The sequence below is a fragment of the Flavobacterium sp. Root186 genome (assembly GCF_001428525.1).
Classification (GTDB): domain Bacteria; phylum Bacteroidota; class Bacteroidia; order Flavobacteriales; family Flavobacteriaceae; genus Flavobacterium.
Genome location: NZ_LMHW01000011.1, coordinates 235,689 through 262,686, shown reverse-complemented (window position 1 = coordinate 262,686; position 26,998 = coordinate 235,689). Strand labels below are relative to the sequence as shown.

The window sequence follows — 26,998 nt, the reverse complement described above, 5'->3', positions numbered from 1 at the left end:
TTTTGTAGAAAAAATATCAAGAATGAAAGTTAAAGAACAAGGGCTCTATCTGCCTGAATTTGAACACGACAATTGTGGTGCAGGATTTATTTGTAATTTGAATGGTATTAAATCAAATGATATTATTCACAAAGCATTAGACATCTTAATTAAATTGGAACATCGTGGTGCCGTTAGTTCTGATGGAAGAACTGGAGACGGAGCGGGAATTTTATTTGATATTCCTCATGATTTTTTTAAGAAAGTATGTGACTTTGAAATCCCGGAAACGCGTGAGTATGCAGTAGGAATGGTTTTTTTACCAAAAAGCAAAAACCAGGTATCTTTTTGTATCAATGCATTCGAATCAACTATTAAAGATCAAAATTTAAAGATCTTAGGTTGGAGAGATGTACCTGTTGACGTTGAAAATTTAGGGCAGATCGCCGCAGAAAAAGAACCAACAGTTAAACAAGTTTTCGTTTCTAAAAACGGACAAAATTTAACTGAACAAGAATTCAATGCAAAACTTTTTGCAGCTAGAAAAATTGCAGAACACGCCGTAAGAGGTTCTAAAACTTCTGAAAGCCACATGTTTTATTTTACTAGTTTATCGACAACTACTATAATATATAAAGGTCTATTGATGCCGGAAGACATCAGCCGTTATTATATAGATTTGAAAGATCCGGACTTGGTGACTCGTTTAGCGCTTGTACACCAGCGTTTCTCTACAAATACATTCCCTTCTTGGGATCTAGCTCAACCGTTTAGATACATGTGTCATAATGGTGAGATCAACACACTTCGTGGAAACGTAAGCCGTATGCGTGCTCGTGAAGAGCTTATGCAGAGTGCTGTTTTTGGCGATGATATCAAAAAATTATTCCCAATTATCTTAGAAGGAAAATCAGATTCTGCTTCTATGGATATGGTCGTAGAACTTTTATTAATGACAGGTCGTTCATTGCCTGAAGCGATGATGATGGTAGTTCCTGAAGCTTGGGAAAAGCATCAGACAATGTCTCCTGAAAAAAGAGCTTTCTACGAGTTCAACGCTTGTATCATGGAACCTTGGGATGGTCCAGCTTCTATTCCGTTTACAGATGGTAACGTAATTGGTGCCTTATTAGACAGAAACGGATTGCGTCCTTCTCGTTATACATTAACACATAGTGGTTTCGTAATCATGTCATCAGAAATTGGTGTACTGGATATCGATCCGGAAGATGTAATTCAGCACGGTCGTTTAGAGCCAGGAAAAATGTTCCTGGTTGACATGAACGAAGGTCGTATTATTGAAGACGAAGAAGTTAAAAAAGCGATCGTTACAAAACGTCCGTACCAAGAATGGTTAGACGCTAACTTATTGCCTTTAGCAAAAGTTCCTTATACCAATAACCCAACTCCGGTTGAGAAATTAGATTTCCAAACCAGACAGCGTTTATTTGGTTATACAATTGAAGATTTAAAAACAATCATCAACCCAATGGGAGGACAAGGAGCTGAAGCCATCAGTTCTATGGGTAATGATACGCCTTTGGCAGTATTATCAGACCAGCCTCAATTATTGTACAACTATTTCAAACAATTATTTGCTCAGGTTACCAATCCGCCTTTGGATGGTATTCGTGAAGAAATCATTACCGATATTAGTTTAGCGGTTGGAGGTGATTTCAATATTTTTGAAATTGAATCTAAGCAGTGTAAAAAACTAAAAATTCAAAATCCGGTTATATCTAACGAGGATTTAGATAAAATCAGAAACATTGATCACGTAGATTTTAAATCGGCTACTATCTCTACTTTATATAAAATAGAAAAAGGAGTTAACGGTTTAGAGCGTGCACTTGAAAAATGTGTTCAGGCAACTTACAAAGCTGTAAATGAAGGATGCAATGTTATCATTCTTTCAGATAGAGGCGTTAGCGAAGAATTAGCTCCAATTCCAATGTTATTGGCTTGTTCTTACATTCACCACTCTTTAAACATTTTACAGGTTCGTTCAAAATTCGGAATCATAATTGAATCTGCAGAGCCTCGTGAACCACATCATTTTGCTTTATTGTTCGGATACGGTGCAAGTGCAATCAATCCATACATGGTAAATGAAATTATTCACGATCAGGTAAATCAAGGATTTATTAAAGGTGTAAAAGCAGATTATGCGATTGTAAACTACAATAAAGCGATTGCAAAAGGAATCGTTAAAATCATGAACAAAATTGGTATCTCTACTTTACATTCATATAGAGCTGCACAAATTTTCGAGATTTTAGGTTTAAACAAAACCTTTACTTCAAAATATTTCCCTTACACACCTTCAAGAATCGAAGGAATTGGTTTGATCGAAGTAGAAAAAGAAGTAAAAAAACGTTTTCAAAAAGCATTTCCAAATTCAAAAGTGGCAAGTTTGCTTTCTTTAGAAATTGGGGGTATTTACAGATGGAGACGTGGTGGAGAAAAACACATGTTTAATCCAACTACCATTTCTAAATTACAACAGGCCGTTCGTTTGAACAGTCCTGAAAGTTATAAAGAATACTCTAATATGGTTAACGAGCAAAGCTCAAACTTAATGACTATTAGAGGGATGTTTGAATTCAATAATTTAGATCCAATTTCTATTGATGAAGTAGAACCTTGGACAGAAATTGTAAAGAAATTCAAAACAGGTGCGATGTCTTACGGATCTATCAGTAGAGAAGCGCACGAGAATTTAGCCATTGCAATGAACAGAATTGGTGGAAAAAGTAACTCTGGAGAAGGTGGAGAAGATCCAAAACGTTTCCAGAAAGAAATTAACGGAGATTCTAGAAACAGTGCAATCAAACAAGTTGCTTCGGGACGTTTTGGTGTTTCGATCAACTATTTGACAAACGCTAAAGAAATCCAGATTAAAATGGCTCAGGGAGCAAAACCTGGTGAAGGTGGACAGTTACCTGGAGAAAAAGTAGTGCCTTGGATTGCTGAAACCAGAAACTCTACGCCTTATGTAGGTTTGATTTCACCTCCGCCTCACCACGATATTTATTCTATTGAGGATTTATCTCAATTGATTTACGATTTGAAAAATGCAAACCGTGAAGCCCGTATTAACGTAAAATTAGTTTCTGAAGTTGGAGTTGGAACCATCGCTGCCGGTGTTGCCAAAGCAAAAGCTGACGTTATCTTAATTTCTGGTTATGACGGAGGAACGGGAGCTGCTCCATTAACATCTTTACAACACACAGGTATTCCGTGGGAACTTGGTTTAGCTGAAGCGCAGCAGACTTTGATCTTAAACGATTTAAGAAGCCGTGTAGTTCTAGAATGTGACGGACAGTTGAAAACAGGTCGTGACGTTGCTATCGCTGCTTTATTAGGAGCTGAAGAATTTGGTTTTGCAACTGCTCCACTTGTAGCTTCAGGCTGTATTATGATGAGAGCCTGTCACTTAAATACCTGCCCGGTTGGTATTGCAACTCAGGATCCTGAATTAAGAAAAAATTTCAAAGGAACTCCAGAGCACGTAATCAACTTCATGTATTTTATTGCTGAGGAATTAAGAGAAATCATGGCGCAATTAGGTTTCAGAACCTTAAAAGAAATGGTTGGTCAGTCACAAAAATTAAATGTGAACAAAGCGATCAAACATTACAAAGCCAATGGTTTAGATTTATCTTCTATTCTATACAAACCGGAAAAAGCTAAAACAGAACCGATTCACAATACAACTGAACAAGATCACCAACTTGAAAATGTATTAGATTTTGATATCATTAAAGAAGCGATTCCGTCTATTTATAGAAAAGAAAAAACAAGAGTTACATTTAAAATTAAAAATACAGACCGTTCTGTAGGTGCGATTTTGAGTAATGAAATCTCAAAAATTTATGGCGCACAAGGATTACCTGATGACACTATTTTAGTTGATTTTGAAGGTTCTGCCGGACAAAGTTTTGGTGCTTTTGCAACAAACGGATTGTCATTTAAAATTCACGGAAACTGTAATGATTATTTAGGAAAAGGTCTTTCTGGAGGAAAATTGATTATCAAAGTCCCTCCTACTGCAACCTTCAAACCCGAAGACAATATCATTATCGGAAACGTTGCCCTTTACGGAGCTATTACCGGAGAGGCTTATATTAATGGAATGGCCGGAGAGCGTTTCTGTGTTAGAAATTCTGGAGCAACTGCAGTTGTTGAAGGAATTGGAGATCACGGATGCGAATACATGACCGGTGGTACAGTGGTAGTTTTAGGAAAAACAGGAAGAAACTTCGCCGCTGGTATGAGCGGTGGTGTAGCTTATGTTTACGATCCAAATCAAAAATTCGATTCGACTTTATGTAATATGGAAATGGTTGCATTCGACCCGATGGAAGAAGAAGACGTTACCAAACTAAGACGATTGATCAAAAATCATTCATTGTACACAAGCAGTCCATTAGCAAAAAGAATTTTAGCAGACTGGGAAAACCAACAAAAGCACTTCGTAAAAGTAATGCCAACTGATTACAAAAAAGCATTACAACGAATTGCAGAAGAGAAAAAAATAGAAGAATTAATAGCTGATTAAAAGGTTCTGAGTTACAAAGGTGCAGAGGTACTAAGGTTGAGTTTCTCAACTCACTTCCCACATTTCACATCTCACAACTAAATTTAATAAAAATGTCATGGGTAAAATAGGCGGATTTAAAGAATATAACAGAGCCGACGAAAGTAATTTAGCAGTAGCAGAACGTGTTTCTAACTATAATGAATTTACTATTCCGTTAGCAAAAGATAAAGTAAAAGAACAAGGTTCAAGATGTATGGATTGTGGTATTCCTTTTTGCCACAGTGGTTGTCCATTAGGAAATTTAATTCCTGACTTCAACGATATGGTACATCAGGAAGAATGGCAGAGTGCATTAGAGATTTTACAATCGACTAATAACTTCCCAGAATTCACAGGACGTTTATGCCCTGCTCCATGCGAAAAAGCATGTGTATTAGGAATCATCAAAGATCCTGTATCAATCGAAAACATCGAGAAAAACATTGTTGAAATTGGTTTTGCCGAAGGGTGGATCAAACCTCAAACTCCAAAAACAAGAACTGGAAAAACAGTTGCCGTTATTGGTTCAGGACCTGCGGGACTTGCAGCTGCACAGCAATTAAACAGAGCCGGACACACGGTTACAGTTTTTGAAAGAGACAACGCAATTGGAGGTTTATTACGTTACGGAATTCCAAATTTCAAATTAGAAAAAGGAATTATCGACAGACGTGTAGCAATCCTTGAAGCTGAAGGAATCACTTTTAAAACTAATGTGAATGTTGGTGTAAACTTTAGCGTAGCAGAATTAAACGCTTTCGACTCTATCGTTTTATGCGGAGGAGCAACAGAAAGAAGAAGCTTGCCAACTAAAGGAATCGAAAGCAAAGGCGTTGTTCAGGCTATGGATTTCCTTACACAACAAACTAAAGTTTTATACGGAGAATCTATTCCGGATCAGGTAAAAGCTACTGGTAAAGATGTAATCGTTATTGGTGGTGGAGATACAGGTTCTGACTGCGTTGGAACTTCAAACAGACACGGAGCAAAATCGGTAACTAACTTTGAGATTTTACCAAAACCTCCAATTGGAAGAAGCGAGTCAACTCCTTGGCCTTTCTGGCCATTGCAGTTAAAAACATCTTCTTCTCATGAAGAAGGATGTGACAGAAACTGGTTAATCAATACAAAAGAATTTATTTCTAATGATAAGGGTGAATTAACCGGATTAAAAACCGTTGAAGTTCAATGGAAAATGACTCCGGGACAAAGACCTGAATTAATCGAAAAAGAAGGTTCAGAGAAAATCTGGCCTTGCGATTTAGCTTTATTAGCTCTTGGATTTACAGGTCCGGAGAAAACATTAAGCGAGCAGTTAGGTCTTGAATTAGATTTTAGAAGCAATTACAAAGCTCATAATTATCAAACAAACGTTCCTCACATTTTCACTGCAGGTGATATGAGAAGAGGACAATCATTAATCGTGTGGGCTATTTCAGAAGGTCGCGAAGCAGCAAGAGAGGTAGATTTGTTCTTAATGGGTTCTACCAACCTGCCTACTAAAGGAAAAGGAGATTTACCAAGTCTATAATCTTAGATTCTAAGATACTGAGATGCTAAGGTTCTAAGTTTTTTTCCTTGCATTTTATTTAATCTTTATTCCAATAAACAACATAACTACTAACAAACCCTTGAATTATTTTCAGGGGTTTTGTTTTTAAATTTAGTCCGCGGATTTCACAGATTAAACAGATTTACGCGGATTTTTTTTATATTTATTTTAAATCTGTGTTTATCCTGTTTGATTCGTAAAATAGGTGGGCTAACAATATTTTTTTTATAAAAATTCAAAATAAAGCACTTTTTGTTTAAAAACAAACAATTTGTTACAATTTGTTATTTTTCTACAAATAATTTGCAGTTAGTCAAAAGTGTAATAACTTTGCCCAAAATGATTTAAAAATGCAAGCAAAAGATTTACTGCAGTTAGCAGACCAATTTGGAAGTCCATTATATGTTTATGATGCCGAAAAAATCCAATCTCAGTACAATAGGTTAACTAAAGCTTTCTCTAAGGTAGAAAACTTAAGAGTTAATTACGCCATGAAGGCATTGTCAAACGTTGCGATTCTTCAGTTATTAAAGAACATGGGGTCTGGTTTAGATACTGTATCAATTCAAGAAGTTTTATTAGGACTTCATGCTGGCTATGACCCTGACAAAATTTTCTTTACACCAAACGGAGTTTCTCTTGAAGAAATTGAAGAAGTTGCCGCAATGGGTGTACAAATCAATATCGATAACTTATCCATTCTGGAGCAATTCGGAACAAAATATCCTCAAATTCCGGTATGTATTCGTATCAATCCGCACGTAATGGCGGGTGGAAATGCTAATATTTCTGTTGGACATATCGATAGTAAATTCGGAATTTCGGTACATCAAATTCCGCATATATTGCGAATTGTAGAGAATACAAAAATGAGTATCGTTGGAATTCACATGCACACAGGATCTGATATTTTAGATATCGAAGTATTCTTGTATGCTGCTGAAATCTTGTTCGATACTGCAAAACACTTCAAAGATTTAGAGTTTTTAGATTTCGGAAGCGGATTCAAAGTTCCTTACAAAAAAGACGATATCGAAACCGACATTGAAGAATTAGGTAAAAAATTATCAAAAAGATTCAATTCTTTCTGTGCAGAATACGGCAGAGATTTAACCTTGATTTTCGAACCAGGAAAATTCCTGGTGAGCGAAGCAGGTTTCTTCTTAGCAAAAGTAAACGTAGTAAAACAAACAACATCAACAGTTTTCGCCGGAGTTGACAGTGGTTTCAACCACTTAATCCGTCCAATGTTTTACGGTTCACAACATTATATCGAAAACATCTCAAACCCAAAAGGAAAAGAGCGTTTTTACTCTGTTGTAGGATACATTTGCGAAACTGATACTTTTGCCAACAACCGCAGAATCTCAGAAATTACCGAAGGCGATATTCTTGCTTTCAGAAATGCCGGAGCATATTGCTTCTCAATGTCTTCCAACTACAATTCAAGATACAAACCAGCCGAAGTTCTTTGGAAAGACGGAAAAGGAATCTTAATTCGTGCGCATGAAACATTCGAAGATTTACTTAAAAATCAAATTCCGTTACCGCAAGAAATTGCTGCAACAGTTTAAAATAAAAAAAAAAGAGAATATCTATTGAATCCCGTTTCTTAATTGAGGCGGGATTTTTTTATTGCAGATTTTAGAGTTCAGATTTTAGATTTATAAACGACTGTCAGGCTGAGCGAAGTCGAAGCCAACGCAAAGTAACCGCAATAATTGGAATTTGGAATTTGGAATTTTAAAAAATTGAACTATTGACAGAAAACATAACCACTTGATAAACAGGTAAAAATACTCGATTACAATTAAAAAGATATCTGTATTTTTGACTTATCTATCTGATTTATAGAAACATAAATATTCTTTACTCCTATTTGCCAAAAATTAGAAATATTAGTCTTCTCCAAAATAAATAAACTATCTCGCCAAATACTTGATAAAATTTATATTAACTAATAATTCAATTTTAAGATATGAAACTTATAAAAATTGGCTCATCAGGAAATGACGTTAAAAAGTGGCAGTTTTTTTTAACCGGTTTAGGATTGTATAAAGGAACTGCATCTGGAGTTTTTGATGAAGCTCTGGATTTTTCGACCAAAGAATTTCAAAAGGCACACAATCTAAACCCAGACGGCAAAGTAGGAAATTTTACGATTGGAGCCGCAATGTTACTCGGTTTTGGAGTTGTTACAGATGATGAACAAAATATTACAAATGACAGTTTTCCTCCAAAACCAAATTTTGAACCTATTGTTTCAAATGCCGAAAAACAAAAAGTGTTTGGAGAACTAAAGTTTAAATCTGCCCCTTTACCAGATAATCCCGAAAATATCATAATTACAAATAATTGGGATAAAGAGAATATTATAAAAATCAAAATTCCGCAGCTCATACAAATTAAAGGCACAGAAACGGTTTATTTTCATAAAAAAGCAGAAAAACAATTAATAAACCTTTGGGCAGAATGGGATAGAAACAAACTGCTTCACCATGTTTTAACCTGGGAAGGCTCATACAATCCACGATTTATTAGAGGAAGTAAAACAACTTTAAGCAATCACGCATTTGGCACAGCTTTCGACATAAATTATAACTGGAATAAACTAGGCGCAGTTCCTGCTTTAGTTGGACAAAAAGGATGCGTTAGAGAATTAGTCGAAATTGCAAATGCAAACGGTTTTTATTGGGGCGGACATTTTACAAGAAGAGATGGAATGCATTTTGAAGTTGCGAAAATTTTAAAATAATTCCACGCTCCACAAAATAACCGCCATATTCGTCATTTCGACGAAGGAGAAATCTCCGCAAGTAACTCCACAATGCAGATAAAACATAAAGAAAGAAAATTCTTAAAATTATTTTTATCTTTAGCAAAAAAATGCATTTACAAGAAGGTTATCATACTTATTACCTCTACATAATAACAAACAAATCAAAAACCGTTTTCTATACTGGAGTTACAAATAATTTGAAAATTCGTTTAAGTCAACATACAGAGAATAGTACAAAGGGAAACAAAACCTTTGCGTCAAAATACAATGTTACATTCTTATTATATTACGAAAAATTCACTTGGATTCAGGACGCAATTGCTCGCGAAAAAGAAGTAAAAGACTGGCGAAGGGAAAAGAAAATTGATTTGATAAAAACTATTAATCCAAATCTGGAATTTTTGAATTATTTATTTGCATAATATGTATTAGGGAATTTCGGCGTAGCGTTTTCAATCTTTGTAGAGTTACTTGCGAAGATTTCTCCTTCGTCGAAATGACATACTTTGTGGTTAAACCTTTAACAAATTTCTATGCAATCTTGTCATTTCGACGAAGGAGAAATCTCCACTACGTAACCACAACGCTTGGAATTTAGAAAATTGAATTTTATTTGGGCATCTGCCTACGGGCCGGGCTTTCGGCTATATCTTTGGCTCCGTTTCAGTTCACTAAAAGATACCGCCTCTATCCCTGATGACATCAATTTCATTAGACAATAAGGAAATCTATTTAATGATTTATAACCTAAAAGACTTATTTTAGCAAATACAAAAAAGATAATATGTCATCAAAAATTAATATTGGAGCCGATGAATTAATTTTATGGTTGCGCAAAAATAACAAAGCAACTGAACTTCCTAATAATGAAATACAAAGGACTCGAAATAAAAATTCACAAAATGGGGCAATTATATGACATTTTATCCAGTTGTTAAGCAAACCGCAAACACAAGCCTGTCTTCAATTCTCCCCAGAAATAACTAAATAATGTAGTCTTATTATCAAACAACAAAACCAACAAATGAGTAAATCGAAAATTATATTATTATTTATTTTTTTCTTTATATGGTCAAATAATATTCATTCTCAGGGCACAATAAGATTGAAGAAAAAACCAAAAGTTATACTTCATAGCTGGTATCCAGAATTTAAAGAATTTCCCAAGCTCAAAGTCGGAGAAAGTAAGGTGCTTTTTTCTGTAGTGCCAGAATTTGAAAAATTAGCTATTCGAAATAACCACATAGATTTAAAAACAGTAAATAGTCAGATTCAAATCGAAGAAACTGAAAAAAGAAATCAATATATAATTACTGTACATTCAACAAATGCAAAATATATTGAATTTGAAGTATGGTTAGATTTGGGAGATGAAAAAATTCTTATTATACAAAATGGACAATGGAAAAAGATTACTGAAGTTTACACTACCAAAGACAATAGAATTTTACTAGATATAATAAAGCTAGAATTAAAAAGATAATTCCAATTAAATACTATGAAAATCATAATACGAATATTATTTTTTATCGGATTTTTTCTTTTAATCGTCAGCTATTTTATTACTCCATATACTATCAACGAGGAACCATATATAGTGATTGACGAAGACGGAATAGGATTCTTAAAAATGTTATATATCATCACTAGTATTATTTTTGGATATCTATTTTTTGCATTTTTTAGAATTTTTAAAAATAAAAGCTATCTGATTTTTTCTTTTATTTTTCTTATTATCAGTTTAATATATTTAGGCAAAATGTTTTTGTATTTTGACGATTTTTTAGGGTAAAATCCCACTAGTGAGTACAAATTTTCAAGCATGAGCTAAACGTTAGAATCAGCAGGTAAACTTAAAAACAATCTATACTTCTCTATGAAAAACCCATTTCTATTAATTTTAATCACGACGATTAGCTTTTATTCACAAGCCAAAATCGAACTAAGAGATTTGACTTTTCAGGTTCCGAGTGAATTTACACAAGTAAAAAAAGAAAATGAAGGATTAAATTATAGTGACTTTTATGAAAATGGAAAAATTTTTATTGATTCTACTAATGTGGAAGAATCAACGTTCATTGGATATCAGTATTATGAAAATTTATATGCAGGCGAAGAAAGATCAGAAAGTGTGCTAAAAATGCTTAATGAAATAACTGCCAAAGACTATAAATGTGATACTTTAATAATTGACGCCAATAAAAATTATTCACTTGCCAGATATAATGTATTCGGAAAAACATTATTTGAAGCAAAGAGCCTTGGAGAAAAAGGCTGGATTAATATTCAACTTTTTGCGGATCCTAAAAATGATAAATCAAATTTTCAAAAAATGTTGTTCGTTCTGGGAACTATTAAACATTCAGGCCCTTATGGCAAAGAACATCAAGAGCGAATGAATAAATCCGGAAATGCTTCAAAATTTGCAATTTTAGCTTTTATTGTCTTTTTAATAATTCATTTTTTAAGAAAACAAATGAATAAAAATAATGCATAAGTAGCATTGAAATTCTCAATATAAGAATTATATCACTGAAATTATTTACATAACTTGCATTAGCAAAAACAAACAAAATGAAACCACAAATACGAATCCTACTTTATTCAATTCTCTTCTTTTTATATCTTACAGCAACTTCCCCTTTATTATTGCTGGGAGAAAAATTAAAAACAGATCCCTATATAACTTTAGGCTGTGGGTTTGCTTTTCTTAATCTTATTTATGCTTTTTTAGCTTTAAAATGGAAACCTTTATTAAATATACTTTTCGCTGTCGGAATTGCTGCTTTGGCTTTATTTCTGGCTTTGAAGTTTACAAACTTACATTTGCTTTTAAATTACGATCCGTATCAGGTTAAAACAGCAATATTTGCTAATGCCCTGTTTTCTATTATTTTTTGGGAAATTGTTTATCAGGTAAAAATTAGAAGAGGATAAAAAATATGAAAAACCTACTTTTCTTAGCGCTCTTTTTATTCTTTTTTCAAACATCCTACTGCGATGTTGTTCCCGAAAACACACATTACTATGAAAAATGCGTCAAAATAATAAACATAGATGAGTTTCCGGATTATTCTTTTATTGGCTATATAAAGAAAGTGTCAGGAGACCACTCTACTGAATCCTATATTATAAATTCTAAAGATTGCCTTCACAAAGGATATAAATTCAACATGCTTTATATCATGGCTGCCAAGAAAAGTTATCTTTTAAATAAAAATTTAGATAATATTAATTGGTTAGAGGATAAAAATGTTCTAAAAGCTAATATTTCTATCGGCAGCGAGGGCGGATACACTGATAATGACGATCCCTTGTCGTTTCTTGAAGAACATTATAAAATTGTGAAACTTACCAAGACAAGAATTATATTATATAAATGCACCGAATTATTTGAATATAGTAATGGAGAACCATTTTCGGTAAAAGAATATGTTTATGAAGAACAAAGCAAAAGCGATGTTTATCCTTTTAAAAATGACGACAGAATAATTGAGATTTACCCAAACGCCGAAGTATTCCATTTTTTAATTGCATTGCTGTTTACAATTTTCATCGAAACCCTTATTTTATTTCTTCTATTTAAAACCAAATACAAGAAACTAAACATAACAAATAAGCTGTTGTTAATTACAGGGTTTATAGCTTCATTTTCAACTTTACCGTACGTTTGGTTAGTTTTTCCGGCATTTATAACATCAAGATTTCCTTATATCGCATTTAGCGAATGCTTTGCAATACTTATTGAATCAGTTATAATTTATAAATTATTAAAAATAGATTTTAAAAAGGCGCTTTTAGCTTCTGTAGTATGTAATGTAATCTCATTTTCAATCGGACTTCTAATCAATTGGAATAATGTTTATAATATCATTCTGAATTTAAAAAACTCCTAAATCAATATCAAACTAAAACTATAAAAACTTAACCTAATCAAACTCCAAAAACTTATGAAAATTACGATTCCCCTGTCGGCATTATTTTTATTATTTACGGCAAATGTATTAAGCCAGACTCTTGCTGATTTAAAACTAAAAGCCAAAGAAATTCCCAAAGGCTACACTCCTAATGACGGTCAGATTTGTGTTACTCCCCAGGCTTGTAATTTTTATACAGATATTGAAACCTACAGCAACATTGTAGGAACCGTAAAAAGCAAACAAATACAAAGTTTTAAGAACAGAGCAGACAGCGGCTCAATTATGTATTTTGAATTTGATCACGTTTTTAAAGGCGATCGATTTCTGCAGGGATTATTATGGGGAAAAGACGGCCAGCCAACTGATGAACATCCGGAAGAATATCTGGCAAAAGGAAAATTTCTAATCATCTGGAGTTTTCATCCTGACAGCCCAATCAAAGAAAAATCTGAAGCAAAAATAGAGGCTATTTTAAATAAATAACAACCTTTATTATCCTCAAATAATGAAAGTAAATGAAAAAACATAAACTCTTTAAAATTATTCTTTCCATCTTTTTACTATTTACATCTATAAGCTGTGAACAGGTTATAGATTGTATAAAGGAAAGAAGACCTGATTTGATTTCTAAAGAATTAAAGGCCGGGCCAATTTTCGTAACTTACAATGACAATGTAAGTTATGAAATGCTAAACACAAGTACAGATCAATATTATATTTCTTCTGTTTCAATTGAAGGAAATCTCCCTCCGGGACTTAATTACAGCATTGTAAATGACAAAGTAAATTTTAGCGGTATTCCTAAAGCAAGCGGCACTTATGAATTTACTGTTTCAATAAAAGTTACTCCGCTTAATGATAATGATGAAACTGAGAATTTGTGCAACAGCGGTGCATCTAAAAAATATAAAATAACAATATACTAACAACGTCAATAATACAACTATGAAAAACACTGTAGAAATTGCCAATCGTTTTAGAGAAACTATTTTAAACGGAACCTGGATTGCTAACACCAATTACAAACATCAGCTCGAAAATTTAGACTGGAAAATTGCTGTAACTCCGGTAAAAAACCTCAATACTATTTCAATTTTGGCACAGCACATTCATTATTATATCAACGGAATAAATAATGTTTTTAAAGGCGGGCCGCTGGACATAAAAGACAAATTTAGTTTTGACTTCCCTCCCATTACTTCGCAGGAAGACTGGCAGATTTTTTTAGATAAATTCTGGAATGCTGCCGAAGAATTTGCCTCTTTTACAGAACAAATGCCCGACGAAAAATTAGATCAGATTTTTATAGATGAAAAATACGGAACTTATAAAAGAAATATCGAAGCCATGATCGAACATAGTTATTACCATTTAGGACAGATTGTTTTGATTAAAAAGTTTTTAACTGCGTAAAAATCGGCAGAATCTTTTCTATTTCTTATGAAAAACTATTGTTCTGGCTTAGCCCCGATAGAGCCGATATCCTCGTAATGAAATGAAGAGATAAAGGCGAAAGCGGGACTAAAGGTTATTATGAAAAACAGAATTCCCTGCTTCTAAAAAATTTAAAAGAGGCATAGTTGTTGAAAGTTAAAAAAGATATATTTACACCTTCAAAATGAATACCATGCAAAAAATTACTTTTTTATTTTCTATATTATTTTTAGCCTTTTCTTCATGCGGCGTTAAAACAACTCAGGCTTTAATAAGCGATGGTAATTACGACGGCGCAATTGATCGTGCTGTAGAAGCTTTGAGAAACAATAAGGATTCTAAAGGAAAACAAGATTATGTGTTTTTGCTCGAAGAAGCATTTGCAAAGGCAAAAGACAGAGATTTACGCGATCTTGATATGATGTCAAAAGAAACCAATCCGGCAAATGCAGAACGTATTTACAATACTTATTTACAGCTAAATAACCGTCAAGAAAAAATTCGTCCTTTACTGCCTCTTCGTTTATTGAAACAAGGAAAAAATGCGAGTTTTCCGTTTGATAATTACTCAGATCAAATTGTAAGCAGTAGAAATGCACTTTCAAAATATTTATACGAAAATGCTTCGGCACTTTTGAAATCAAAAAATAAACTGGATTTTAGAAAAGCATATGATGATTTTTTCTATTTGGAAAGCATAAATCCGAATTACAAAAACACCAAAAAACTGATGGACGATGCGCAGTTTAAAGGAACTGATTTTGTGGATGTTTATGCTAAAAACGAAACCAATATGGTGATTCCGAAACTGCTTCAGGACGATTTACTGGATTTTAAAACGTACGGGCTTAACGACAAATGGACGGTTTACCACAATGCGAGACAAAAAAATATAAATTATGATTACAGTTTAATCATAAATTTTAAAGAGATTTTTATATCGCCAGAGCAGATTAAAGAGAAGGAATTTATTAAAGAAAGACAAATTAAGGATGGTGTAAAAACACTTCTTGACAGTCGCGGAAGACCTGTAAAAGATAGTTTAGGAAAAGAAATAAAAGTTGACAATTACAGAACGCTTCGTGCCAATATTTACGAGTTCAGACAATTTAAATCTTGTCAGGTAACGGCAAAAGTAGATTATGTTGATTTAAGAACGAATCAGTTACTGCAGACTTTTCCGGTAAGCAGCGAGTTTATTTTTGAAAATATTTATTCGACTTACAAAGGTGATCGAAATGCCTGCGAGGATAACTACATTTCGTATTTTAGTAAAAGACCGGTTCCGTTTCCGAATAACGAACAAATGGTTTTTGATACGGGCGAAGATTTAAAAGCAAGGTTAAAAGATATTATTGTTCGAAATAAATTTCGAAACTAGATACTAAAAAAATCCTTTTCTTAATAAACCGGCCAATTTATCTTGTCATAATTTTAACATTTGCAATAAAAAAGAATTATTTTCGCGCTAGAAAAATTAATTCTTACATTTTTATCCAAAAAGCAATCATTTTTTACACTGATTTATGAAGATTTTCAAATATTCAATTGTTATATCATTTGTATTATTATCATTTATATTTAATTCTTGCAGCAGCACTGATGGCCCTCAATATATAGCACCTACATTAGTAAATTTTCAGGAATCAGGATTATTAGGCCAGCCCATTTCAATAGAAATTGATAATTTTGAAGTCGACAAATTACAGGTTTTCTTTGACTTGGAAAAAGCAATAATTGAAAAAAGTTCGGAAAAAGGAATTACTGTTATTGTTCCACGAACTATCAAAAGAAGCAATCCAACTTTGAAAATTATTGACCTAAACGAAAATAAAACGATTTTCGAAAAAACTTTTTTATTAAAAAAACCCGTTATTAGCAGTTATAGTAGTGAAAGCATTACTTTTAATGAAACACTTACTGTTTACGGCGAAAATTTTGATACAAATAAGGATTTTATTTCGGTTTTTGTAAATAATGAAAAGGCTGTAATTGTAAACAATGATTACAATAAAATCGAAATACAAATTCCGACCAAAATTGCAAAAGCTAATTTAGAAGTTAAAGTTAAATCACAATTACAGGAAACTTCTTCGTCTCCTTCATTAGTTCTAAAAAATCCCATTATTAAAAGTGTACAAAATAGTGAAGCCTGGCTAGGACAAACTATTTATGTAGATGCAGAAAATATTAATCCAAATCAAGAATTTGGAGAAGTATATGTTAATGGAATTAAAAGTTATTTTTCTGTAAGAGATAACAAATTAGAAATTTCGATGCCTCCAGGGCCTTTTAAGGATTTTACAATTACAAATATCACCTACAAAACTGCGGGTTTGACAACCAGCTTTGATTCTAATATTAAAATTTTAGGTGAATATATTGTAGTTGACTATATAGAAAATGTTAATGTACCGTTTACCATTTTTGTTCACAATAATAAAGCATATGCACTTAAACACTCTATTTCAGAAAATGGTGAATCTAACCGCAATTATACGTTGCTAGAATTTTCTCCAAGTACTGAAAAATGGACCGAGTTATCAACTTTTCATTATTACGGATATATTGTAAACGCTGTATATGACAATGATGACACGCTTTACTTATACAAAATGTCGGTAAGCGATCAGTCATTTTCTTTATCGAAACTAAATCTTAATTCATTTAAAGAAACACAGCTAACATTGCCAAGCAATAAAATTGTTGCACCTATATTTTTTGCCTATCAAGATAACCTCTATCTCCTTAGTGGCTTAAACAATAATGATGGTCAAATTTCTGTTCGTGACCAAAAATACAAATACTCTAAAAATTCAAATAGCTGGACTACACTTTCTTCCTCTGCCTTTGAAGATCTTCCACTTGTAAGCCAGTATAGCGCAGGAGGTAACCCTTGCAGCTATATTTTTAATGGCGGAAATATCTATATTTCGTACGGGATCAATTTTAAAACTTATAAAATTACACCAAATCTAAGTGTAACCGCTTACCCTTATGAACACTATTTTGAATATGGTAATAATATTTTTGGACGATATAATAATTTTTTCAACTACTTGTACAACATAGTAACAAATGCATCAAAACCAATGGCTCTCGATAGTCTGTTTGGCTATGGCGGATCTTTTTTTACAATAAACAATGAAGTTTATTACTTAAAAAACAGCTCAACGGCATACTATCAAAATAGTTTATATACACAAAAACTTAGAAAGGATTTTTTAAATGGATTATAAAAAAGGAAATTTAATATATATTTTAATTGCATTTGTTTTTTTTGGGTGTTCCAATGATAATGAAGTAGATACTAGCCAACTAGCAATATCAATTACTAATTTTCAACCTTCTTATAATGAAGTAAAAATAGATTGGGAACTTAAAAGACCAAACGGTGTTATTATTGATAATTTACTGATATACAGAACAGAGAAAAATGGCGAATCTGATTTATATCAGGAAAAGCTAATAGCGAATCTGCCTTCAAACGAAACTTCATATATTGATAACGATGTTCCTTACAAAGACGAAGTTTCCTATTCTGTTCGAATTACTTATAGAGATGAAAGAGGAAAAGAGGTTAGTTACAATAACGAAATGAAAAGCGAACCAAAAAAATTCATTCGTGAGATTGTAAAATTCGATTTAGTTCCTCTTCAGGTTCAAAAAGATCCTGTTCAACCTAATATTTTTCATATATTAGACAATAATGGCAGCGGATCACTGATTAAATATAATAGTGCAACAAATACTGTTGAGCAAACCAAAACTTTTCAAAATGGAGTTTATTTAAACAGTAAATTTCAGATTATAAAAAACAACGAAATATATATAGCTGAATTTCAAGGAAAAATACACAAAATCAACGCTGAAAATTACCAGACAATTGAATCCTATCCAGGAATATCAGCCTATAATTTAAGAGTTTTTTGGGTTTCCGGAAACCGTATTTATTATCAAGATCAGGACGAATTATTTTTTTATGACACTTCTACAGGTATAACTTCCAGAACAGGAGGCTCTTCGAGTTCCGATTATTCCGAATCTATAGGAAATGATAATTTCTTGTTTTTATATGCACGAAACTCGAATTGGCTGTCAATTTATGGTTTTACACCAGAAAATTGTCAAAGTTTGGATTGTAATCCTACTTTTCAATATCCTACTCCTCAGGTTATGTTAAAGGACAACTCTATAGATCCAAATATTCTCGCTTGGAATTCTTCAAGAACAAAATTTATAACTTCTATTAATGGAGTTGTTTACAACATTAAAACATTAAAAGAGGAAAAAAGGCTAAATGAAATTACAGGAAAACATTATTTTCAGTATGCTTATGACGCAAATAATAATATTTATGCAACTGTACAAGGCGAAAAGAAAATACATAAATTCAATTCCAATTACGAACTTATCCAAGTTATTGATACAAAATTGTACCCTATATATCCATTAGTGACAAACGAAGGACTTAAAGTTCTGGGCAGTTATGAATCATTTTCTTATTGGTCTTTTAGCTATAATTATAGTTTTAGCTTTAATATAAAATCGGCGATCGAAACGTTTTAATTCTTTTTTTTAACAACTGATGCGTTAAGGCATCATATATAAATTTTAAGGCGCATTTTATGCGTCTTTTTTCTTTTATAAAAATCTCACATTAAAAAAAATTGAAAAAAAATATTGCGCAACCAAAAAGTTGCTTATATTTGCAACTGATTAGTTGCGTAATTTATATTTAAAAAATGAAACGAGATATTTTTCAAGCGATTGCCGATCCAACCCGAAGAGCAATTTTAGTTTTAATTTCTGCCAATGCATTAACTCCAAATGCTATTGCAGAGCAATTTAATACGACAAGACAAGCCGTATCGAAACATATTAAGATTTTAAACGAATGTGAATTACTCGAGGAAAAAAAAATGGGCAGAGAAATTTATTATCAACTAAAAATTGACAAAATGAAAGAAGTTGACCAATGGCTCGAACAATTTAAAAAGATCTGGGAAAGCCGCTTTAGCCAGCTGGATCAAGTATTAATTAATCTAAAATCTAAAAAAAATGAAATCTAATCTATTAATGAATTTTGATGTTGACAAAGAAAATAAAACCGTAAATATAAAACGTGAATTTGATGCATCGCTTTCAGATGTTTGGTCTGCTTGGACAGAATCTGAAATTTTAGACCAATGGTGGGCGCCGTCTCCGTTTAAATCTAAAACAACAGTTATGGAATTTAAAGAAGGCGGAAAAAGATTATATGCCATGGTTGGTCCGGAAGGCGATGAACGCTGGAGTTGTTTTGAATATACTTCGATTTCTCCAAAAACAAACTTTAAACATTCTACTACTTTTTGCGATGCCGAAGGAAATCCAAATTCAGTTTTTGGAAGTTCTTATTGGGATTTAACATTTTCTGAAAAAGGCGATTTGACTGTTGTTGATATTGCAATTAGACGAGACAGCTTTGAGGAGTTAGAAAAAATAATAGAAATGGGTTTCAAAGAAGGTATTACAGCTACAATGCAAAGTCTGGATAAAATCTTTGAAGCACGAAAATAAAATAGTTTCAATAAAGTAAGAATGAATTTAAAATCTAGAGAATTATGAAATCAAATCTTTTAATGAATTTTACTGTAGACAAAGAAAATAGTACCGTAAATGTAAAACGTGAGTTTGACGCATCATTAGCAAACGTTTGGTCTGCATGGACAGAACCTGAAATTTTAGATCAATGGTGGGCGCCGGCTCCGTGGAAATCCAGAACTAAAAGCATGGATTTTAAAGAAGGCGGACGCAGAATATACGCAATGGTTGGCCCGCAAGGCGAAGAACATTGGGCAATTGCTGATTTTACTTCTATTAGTCCGAAAAATAACTTTAAATATCAGGATGCCTTTAGCGACAGCGAAGGAAATTTAAATACTGATTTTCCGAGATCAAGTTGGGATGTTAATTTTTCTGAGCAAGGAAATTCAACCTTTGTGGATATTGCTATTAAACATGATAATTTATCTGATTTGGAGAAAATCATCGAAATGGGTTTCAAAGAAGGTTTTACCATTGCAATGGAAGGTTTAGACAAGATTTTTGCCGAGAAAGCAAAATAAATTTGTTTAAATGGCATGAAAGGCGAAAGCTGCAAAAAATAAAAATTGTAACTTTCGTCTTTTTACAAATCATTTTTACTTCTATAATGAACAAGTTTTTTATCCTCACTTTTTTACTTCTTTCTTCAACTCTAATTTTCAGCCAAAGCAGCAAATCTAAAACCACAGAAACGACTAAACCTTTTGTTTTAGGTATTATAGATGAAATTCAATCTAAGGAATTAGGCGAAAATAGAATTTTAAACATCTACCTTCCTGAAGGTTACAACCCTAAAGGTCAGGAAAAATATCCCGTGATTTATCTATTGGATGGTTCTGCCGATGAAGATTTTATTCATATTTCGGGTTTAGTGCAGTTTAATAGTTTTGAATGGATCAATCAGGTTCCAAAATCGATTGTTGTGGGTATTGCAACTGTCGACAGAAGAAGGGATTTCACTTTCCCAACAACTGTCGAAAAGGATAAAAGCCGATTTCCGACAACCGGGCATTCAGATAAATTTATTGCTTTTATCGAAAAAGAATTACAGCCTTTTATTGATAAAAAATACAAAACAAACAATTCTAAAACGATTATCGGTCAATCTTTAGGCGGATTACTGGAAACCGAAATCTTATTTAAAAAACCTTCTCTTTTTAATAAATACGTAATTGTAAGCCCAAGCTTATGGTGGGACAATGGATCTATTTTAAATCTGGATTCTGAAATTTTTCAGGAGAATTTCAATCAGCAAATAGAGATTTATATTGCTGTAGGCAAAGAAGGACTTGCGCCAACCCAAATGCCAAGAGTTATGGAAGTGGATGCTAATTTATTGGCAGAAAAAATCAAAGCATCAAAAAGCAAAAATATCAAAAGTTATTTTGATTATTTCCCTGCGGAGAATCACGGTACGATTTTACATCCGGCAGTTTCGAATTCTTTTAAATTCTTTTATCCGCAAAGCAAAGAATAAAATAATAAGAAATTTCATTTAAAAAAAAGGAGCAGATTATTAAAAAACTCTATATTTAACCAAAATTAAACATTACCAAAAACCACAATTTTGAAACAAATGAAACTACTTAAATTTTTATTTCTTGCATTGTTTATAATTTCTTGCTCTAATGATGATGCGCCGGTAAACAATCCAGATAATGAATCTTTACTTAAAGAAATAAACCCTGATTTATTTTACTCTGACTTTGTACCTAATTCAGATGGAATGAAGTTTACTTTAGAGTATGATTCAAACCAAAGGCTAGCGAAAAAAAATGGTGGTTTTTTACCTGTTCCAGCTTCAACTGGTTACGTCAGAGTGTACACAAAAGATGTTTACACTTCTTTCGTTTATTCAAACAATACCGTAACTATCGAAGATTTTTCGACTTCTTCAGATTTTGAAGTAGGAAAAAATACCAAACTAATTAGTTTAAATTCTTCAAATCAAATTATTGCGAAAGAAATCCCAAATACATCCAGTACTTATTTGGCTAAAAAACAGATTTTTACATATAGCGAAAATAAGCTTGTAAAAATAACTACAACTTATCCTAATGTTCCTTATGATGCTTCAGATCCAAATGATTATGTTAGATCTTATGCAGAGAATTTTTATTACGATGCAAATGGTAATTTGACAAAAACCGAATATCTTGAATTACATAATGGTGTAAGTAAGGGCGAAAAAATCATCAGAACTTTTGAAGATTATGACAGTGCAACAAATCCTTTCAAAAAATTACAATTATTAGAGGAGTGTTTCTATCGATCTCTTTCAAAAAATAATTATAGAAAATATACAGAAACTAAATACTATGATGATGCTTTGAGCTATGAAAGCAGCAGAACCTGGGTTTTTAGTTATGAATCAAACGGACAAATAAAAATCAAATAATGATTAAAAAATTGCTGCCTTTTGAGGAATTATTTTACCATTCAAAACTAACAAAAGAAGAGCTTTTATTGCATTTGCAAAACGAAATTGAAGCTGAAAAATCTTTTGGTTTTGGCGCCAATAATTTTTCGTATTCTAAGCCTTATATTGGTAAGATTTTTAATAATAGTTTTGAGATTAAAAGAGCTATAAACTACAGAAATTCGTTTTTACCTATCATAAAAGGAGAAATTAAAGAGGATATAAATGGCTCTAAAGTAATTGTAAAAATGAGTTTGGCTGAACTTGTAAAAGTTTTTATGATTATTTGGATTGGCGGTGTTTCTGTTGCCTGTATAGCCGTAACATACAATATTTTATTCAACAACGGACTTAATTCTGAAGCCGGATTTTTTATGTTTATTCCTTATCTAATGCTTATATTCGGAATTGCAATGGTTGGATTTGGTTTTAAAATTGAAAGTAAAAAAAGTGTTCAGGATTTAGAAAAAATTCTTCAGGCAAAAATAATAGAACGATAAAACAGTAATTAACTTTATTTATTTCTTTCTTATATATGACACCAAATAAACAAACCGTAAACGAATACATGGCTGCTTTTATGGTAAGCGATCATGAAAGAATTCTCGCTTGTCTTACAGATGATGTAATTTGGGAAATGCCCGGAATTTATCAGCATGTGGGTAAAGAAGCATTTGATAAGGAAATTGAAAATGACAACTTTGTGGGCAGTCCAACGATTCAGATTATAAAATTAATCGAAGAAAATGACATCGTAATTGCCGAAGGCGCTGTTCAGGGAAACATGAAAAACGGAAATAAACTCGATGCCGTTTTTTGCGATGTTTTTGAAATGGAAAATGGGAAAATTAAAAAACTTACCTCCTATTTAATGTCGAAAAACGCCAATTTAAAATTTGAATAATCTGAGATTCAAATCTTAAAAAATATTTTTTATATCTTTGCATCACTAAATAAACCGCACAATCTCTATGTGAATAAAAATTTCTTTCGGACAATTTTAAGGTAAGCCACAAAACGGCTTGCTCATTTGTTTATTCCTTAAAGAAAGAAATTATGGTTATTTTACAGAATATCTCATACCTACATTCAAACAAAGATTTGTTGTTTGATAAAATTAATTTTACAGTTAACCATCACGAAAAGATTGCTTTAATTGGCAATAACGGCGTTGGAAAATCAACATTGTTAAAAATTATTGCGCGCGATTTACAGCCTGCCGACGGTTTATTAAAAACAGATTCAAAACCCTATTATCTGCCGCAGATATTTGGGCAGTTTAATCATCTTACAATTGCTGAGGCTTTGCATGTTGAAGACAAGCTGAATGCATTGCAAGAAATTCTTAATGGAAATGTTTCTGAAGAAAATCTCAACATTTTAAACGACGACTGGACAATCGAAGAACGCTGTAATGAAGCATTACAATATTGGCAGCTGCAGGATTTAGATTGGAACCAAAAACTGGAAACGCTGAGCGGCGGACAAAAAACAAAAGTTTTCCTTGCCGGAATTTCAATTCATGAACCAGAACTGGTTTTACTCGATGAACCAAGTAATCATTTGGATATTTCGGGAAGAGAATTATTATATGGATTTATAAAAAATACCTCTTCAACTTTAATTGTAGTAAGTCACGATCGAAAACTACTGAATTTGCTACATTCTGTTTACGAATTATCAAAACATAGAATTACAGTTTATGGCGGTAATTATGATTTTTATGCGGAGCAAAAGCAGATCGAAAATAATGCTTTGAGTCATGATATTCAAAGTAAAGAAAAGGCTTTGCGCAAAGCCAAAGAAAAAGAACGTGAAACTCTTGAACGTCAAAACAAACTCGATTCCCGTGGTGAAAAAAAGCAGAAGAAAGCCGGCGTTTCGAGAATTATGATGAATACTTTACGAAACAATGCCGAAAATAGTACAGCAAAAACAAAAGGTGTTCATGCAGAAAAAATTGGCGGAATCTCAAAAGATTTACAGGAATTGCGATCGGCTTTACCCGATATTGATCAAATGAAATTTGGCTTTGATAAAACCAATCTTCATAAAGGGAAAGTACTTTTCACAGCGACTGAAATTAATCATGGTTACGAAAATCAATTGTTATGGAAAAATCCGCTTAATTTTCAAATTGTAAGTGGACAGCGGATTGGTTTGAAAGGTTTAAACGGTTCTGGAAAAACGACTTTGATTAAAATAATCATGAGCGAATTACAGCCCAAAACTGGAACTATTTATAAAGTAGATTCGAAAACAATTTACATCGACCAGGATTATTCGCTTATTGAAAATCAAATTTCGGTTTATGAACAAGCTCTAAAATTTAATGTTTCGGGTTTACAGGAACATGATATAAAAATGAAACTGAATAAATTTCTGTTTTCGCAAAACGACTGGAACAAACCTTGTTTTGCTTTAAGCGGAGGAGAAAAAATGCGTTTGATGCTTTGCTGCTTAACAATCAATAATCAGGCACCGGATATTATTATTCTCGATGAACCAACAAATAATCTTGATATTCAAAATATCGAAATTTTAACTGCTGCAATTAATGAGTATAAAGGGACTTTAATTGTAGTTTCGCATGATGTTCATTTTTTGGAAGAAATACATATTGAGGATTTTATAGAGTTGAATTAAAAGCATTGTTGTCATTCCGAGGAACGAGGAATCTTCACAAGAAACTCGACAAAGATTGAGTCTTTTGATTGCAGAGTTTCTTGTGAAGATTCCTCGTTCCTCGGAATGACAAGATTGCGGGAACTTAGACAAAGTTTTCACCTCAAAGTATTACAATCTAAAATCAGAAATCTAAAATCTAAAATTTTACCCCAGCCATCCCTCACGATCCAAACTTCTATATTGAATCGCTTCGGCAATATGCTGCGAAATTACAACTGGGGCATTATCTAAATCAGCAATAGTTCTGGCAACTTTCAAAATCCTGTCATACGCTCTTGCAGAAAGATTTAGACGCTCCATGGCATTTTTTAAAAGTTCTTTTGATTGTTCGTCTAGTGCACAAAACTCACGAATTAATTTACTGCTCATTTGAGCGTTGTAATGAATATTTTCTATGTCTGCAAAACGTTTGGTTTGGATTTCGCGTGCAGCCGTAACACGTTTACGGATTTCGACACTGCTTTCGGCTTTGCGGTCGTCTGCCAGTTTATCAAACGGAACCGGTGTAACTTCAATATGAATATCGATTCGGTCTAAAAGCGGACCTGAAATTTTACTCATATAACGCTGCATTTCATGTGGCGATGAAGTATTTGGCATATTTGGATCATTGAAAAATCCACTCGGACTTGGATTCATACTCGCCACAAGCATAAATGATGACGGATAAGTCACTGTAAATTTAGCTCTCGAAATCGTAACTTCACGATCTTCAAGCGGTTGACGCATAACTTCTAAAACATCTCGTTTAAATTCCGGCAATTCGTCTAGAAATAAAACGCCATTGTGCGCCATCGAGATTTCGCCCGGCTGCGGATAACTTCCCCCGCCAACCAAAGCAACATTTGAAATAGTATGATGTGGACTTCTAAACGGACGTTGATTCATTAACCCAACTTCTTTTAATTTTCCGGCAACACTATGAATTTTAGTGGTTTCAAGTGCTTCTCGCAGTGTCATTGGAGGCAGAATACTTGGGACACGTTTGGCCAGCATTGTTTTTCCGGCTCCGGGCGGGCCAATTAAAATAATATTATGTCCTCCGGCCGCAGCAATTTCCATGCAGCGTTTTATACTTTCTTGCCCGCGAACGTCTGAGAAATCAAATTCGGGAAAATCCAGAGTTTTATAAAATTCAGCTCTTGTATCAATTACAGTTGGTTCAAGCGTTCCTTTTCCTGCGAAAAAATCAATTATTTCTTGCAGGTTCGAAACCCCATAAACATCTAAACCCGCAACAATGGCGGCTTCTTTTACATTTTGAATAGGCAGGAAAAAACCTTTATAACCTTCTTCTTTTGCTTTTATCGCAATGGGCAAAGCTCCCCGAATAGGCTGTAAACTTCCATCAAGAGAAAGTTCGCCCATAATGATATATTGTTCAATTTCCGGGGCTTTTATCTGATCTGAACCTACTAAAATTCCCATTGCAAGAGGCAAATCATAAGCAGAACCTTCTTTTCGAAGGTCAGCGGGAGCCATATTTATGGTAATTTTTTTTCCTGGCAGACTTAATCCATTATTTTTTAGAGCGGCGGCAATTCTATAACTGCTTTCTTTTATCGCATTATCCGGAAGACCAACTAAATGATAACCAATTCCTTTATCCATATGAACCTCGATCGTAATCGTTGTTGCTTCTACTCCAAAAACGGCACTTCCGTAAACTTTTACTAACATAATATTCCTTTCATTATTTATTTTTAAAGCTAATGAAAAAATATTAAATTGTAAATATTTTATTACAAATAAAAGGTTTTAAAAATTGAAGCTTAATAAAGCTCTATGAAGTTGTTTGTTCTTATCAAGGAAACAAAAAAATTAATCGATTTGTTTAATAAGATTATGACATAGTTCAGTTCCAACAACGACGGATCGAAAATTAAACCACTTTATTTTTGTTCTTTTCGGCAACAATAAATATCATAAATTTATTTGTAACTTTATAAATTTCAACAAGTTAAAAATAAAAACTCAAAAGCCTTGATTTATTTCTTTATTCGTTATGAAATTGTTTCTTTATTTTATACTACATAATCAAATAATCGTACTACAT

23 protein-coding genes and 1 pseudogene are annotated in these 26,998 nt (G+C 32.9%); 23 read left to right on the top strand and 1 reads right to left on the bottom strand.

Annotation, left to right across the window (positions count from 1 at the left end):
• Positions 1-22 precede the first annotated feature (22 nt).
• From gltB to ASD98_RS10085, 23 genes and pseudogenes are all read left to right on the top strand, one after another.
• On the top strand, positions 23-4,540 hold the full coding sequence (gene gltB / locus ASD98_RS10200; protein WP_056203852.1) for a glutamate synthase large subunit: 4,518 nt from the start codon (positions 23-25) through the stop codon (positions 4,538-4,540).
• A gap of 97 nt (positions 4,541-4,637) precedes the next feature.
• Positions 4,638-6,092: a glutamate synthase subunit beta gene (locus ASD98_RS10195; protein ID WP_056203849.1), complete on the top strand. Its 1,455-nt coding sequence runs from the start codon at positions 4,638-4,640 to the stop codon at positions 6,090-6,092.
• Between the two features lie 368 nt (positions 6,093-6,460).
• A pseudogene (gene lysA / locus ASD98_RS10190) lies at positions 6,461-7,687 on the top strand (diaminopimelate decarboxylase); the annotation flags it as partial.
• Between the two features lie 404 nt (positions 7,688-8,091).
• Positions 8,092-8,868, top strand: a complete 777-nt coding sequence (locus ASD98_RS10185; RefSeq protein ID WP_056203843.1) for a M15 family metallopeptidase — start codon at positions 8,092-8,094, stop codon at positions 8,866-8,868.
• Between the two features lie 131 nt (positions 8,869-8,999).
• Entirely contained in the window at positions 9,000-9,314 is a 315-nt protein-coding gene (locus ASD98_RS10180; RefSeq protein ID WP_056203841.1) for a GIY-YIG nuclease family protein, read from the top strand.
• A gap of 602 nt (positions 9,315-9,916) precedes the next feature.
• Complete coding sequence (locus ASD98_RS10175) at positions 9,917-10,375, top strand: hypothetical protein (RefSeq protein WP_056203838.1); 459 nt, start codon at positions 9,917-9,919, stop codon at positions 10,373-10,375.
• A gap of 468 nt (positions 10,376-10,843) precedes the next feature.
• Entirely contained in the window at positions 10,844-11,389 is a 546-nt protein-coding gene (locus tag ASD98_RS10165) for a hypothetical protein (RefSeq protein WP_128414819.1), read from the top strand.
• A gap of 77 nt (positions 11,390-11,466) precedes the next feature.
• Positions 11,467-11,829 (top strand): hypothetical protein, encoded by a 363-nt coding sequence (locus ASD98_RS10160; RefSeq protein ID WP_056203829.1) that lies wholly within the window; start codon positions 11,467-11,469, stop codon positions 11,827-11,829.
• A 5-nt stretch (positions 11,830-11,834) separates the two neighbouring features.
• Entirely contained in the window at positions 11,835-12,788 is a 954-nt protein-coding gene (locus ASD98_RS10155; protein ID WP_128414818.1) for a hypothetical protein, read from the top strand.
• Between the two features lie 54 nt (positions 12,789-12,842).
• Positions 12,843-13,295 (top strand): hypothetical protein, encoded by a 453-nt coding sequence (locus ASD98_RS10150; protein WP_056203823.1) that lies wholly within the window; start codon positions 12,843-12,845, stop codon positions 13,293-13,295.
• Between the two features lie 32 nt (positions 13,296-13,327).
• Positions 13,328-13,738, top strand: coding sequence for a hypothetical protein (locus tag ASD98_RS10145; RefSeq protein WP_056203820.1), 411 nt, complete (start codon positions 13,328-13,330; stop codon positions 13,736-13,738).
• Between the two features lie 19 nt (positions 13,739-13,757).
• On the top strand, positions 13,758-14,225 hold the full coding sequence (locus ASD98_RS10140) for a hypothetical protein (protein ID WP_056203815.1): 468 nt from the start codon (positions 13,758-13,760) through the stop codon (positions 14,223-14,225).
• A 214-nt stretch (positions 14,226-14,439) separates the two neighbouring features.
• Positions 14,440-15,627, top strand: coding sequence for a hypothetical protein (locus tag ASD98_RS10135; RefSeq protein ID WP_056203812.1), 1,188 nt, complete (start codon positions 14,440-14,442; stop codon positions 15,625-15,627).
• 145 nt (positions 15,628-15,772) lie between these two features.
• The gene (locus ASD98_RS10130; RefSeq protein ID WP_056203807.1) at positions 15,773-17,485 is read left to right on the top strand and encodes an IPT/TIG domain-containing protein; all 1,713 of its coding nucleotides are present in this window, start codon (positions 15,773-15,775) and stop codon (positions 17,483-17,485) included.
• Positions 17,475-18,815, top strand: coding sequence for a hypothetical protein (locus tag ASD98_RS10125; protein WP_056203804.1), 1,341 nt, complete (start codon positions 17,475-17,477; stop codon positions 18,813-18,815). Before ASD98_RS10130 ends, ASD98_RS10125 begins: the two co-directional genes overlap by 11 nt.
• A 176-nt stretch (positions 18,816-18,991) precedes the next feature.
• A complete protein-coding gene (locus ASD98_RS10120) occupies positions 18,992-19,318 on the top strand; it encodes a helix-turn-helix transcriptional regulator (RefSeq protein WP_056203800.1) in 327 nt (108 codons plus the stop codon).
• The gene (locus tag ASD98_RS10115; RefSeq protein WP_056203797.1) at positions 19,308-19,808 is read left to right on the top strand and encodes an SRPBCC domain-containing protein; all 501 of its coding nucleotides are present in this window, start codon (positions 19,308-19,310) and stop codon (positions 19,806-19,808) included. The genes ASD98_RS10120 and ASD98_RS10115 overlap by 11 nt, the downstream gene beginning before the upstream one ends.
• A 44-nt stretch (positions 19,809-19,852) precedes the next feature.
• Entirely contained in the window at positions 19,853-20,356 is a 504-nt protein-coding gene (locus ASD98_RS10110) for an SRPBCC domain-containing protein (protein ID WP_056203793.1), read from the top strand.
• 86 nt (positions 20,357-20,442) lie between these two features.
• Entirely contained in the window at positions 20,443-21,312 is an 870-nt protein-coding gene (locus tag ASD98_RS10105) for an alpha/beta hydrolase (RefSeq protein ID WP_056203790.1), read from the top strand.
• A 99-nt stretch (positions 21,313-21,411) separates the two neighbouring features.
• Entirely contained in the window at positions 21,412-22,233 is an 822-nt protein-coding gene (locus ASD98_RS10100) for a hypothetical protein (RefSeq protein WP_056203787.1), read from the top strand.
• Entirely contained in the window at positions 22,233-22,754 is a 522-nt protein-coding gene (locus ASD98_RS10095) for a hypothetical protein (protein WP_056203784.1), read from the top strand. The genes ASD98_RS10100 and ASD98_RS10095 overlap by 1 nt, the downstream gene beginning before the upstream one ends.
• A gap of 35 nt (positions 22,755-22,789) precedes the next feature.
• Positions 22,790-23,158 (top strand): nuclear transport factor 2 family protein, encoded by a 369-nt coding sequence (locus ASD98_RS10090; RefSeq protein ID WP_053471091.1) that lies wholly within the window; start codon positions 22,790-22,792, stop codon positions 23,156-23,158.
• A 152-nt stretch (positions 23,159-23,310) separates the two neighbouring features.
• Complete coding sequence (locus ASD98_RS10085) at positions 23,311-24,900, top strand: ABC-F family ATP-binding cassette domain-containing protein (protein ID WP_056203782.1); 1,590 nt, start codon at positions 23,311-23,313, stop codon at positions 24,898-24,900.
• 186 nt (positions 24,901-25,086) lie between these two features.
• Here ASD98_RS10085 and ASD98_RS10080 read toward each other — a convergent pair whose 3' ends face one another.
• Positions 25,087-26,622 (bottom strand): YifB family Mg chelatase-like AAA ATPase, encoded by a 1,536-nt coding sequence (locus ASD98_RS10080; protein WP_056203779.1) that lies wholly within the window; start codon positions 26,620-26,622, stop codon positions 25,087-25,089.
• Positions 26,623-26,998: the final 376 nt, after the last annotated feature.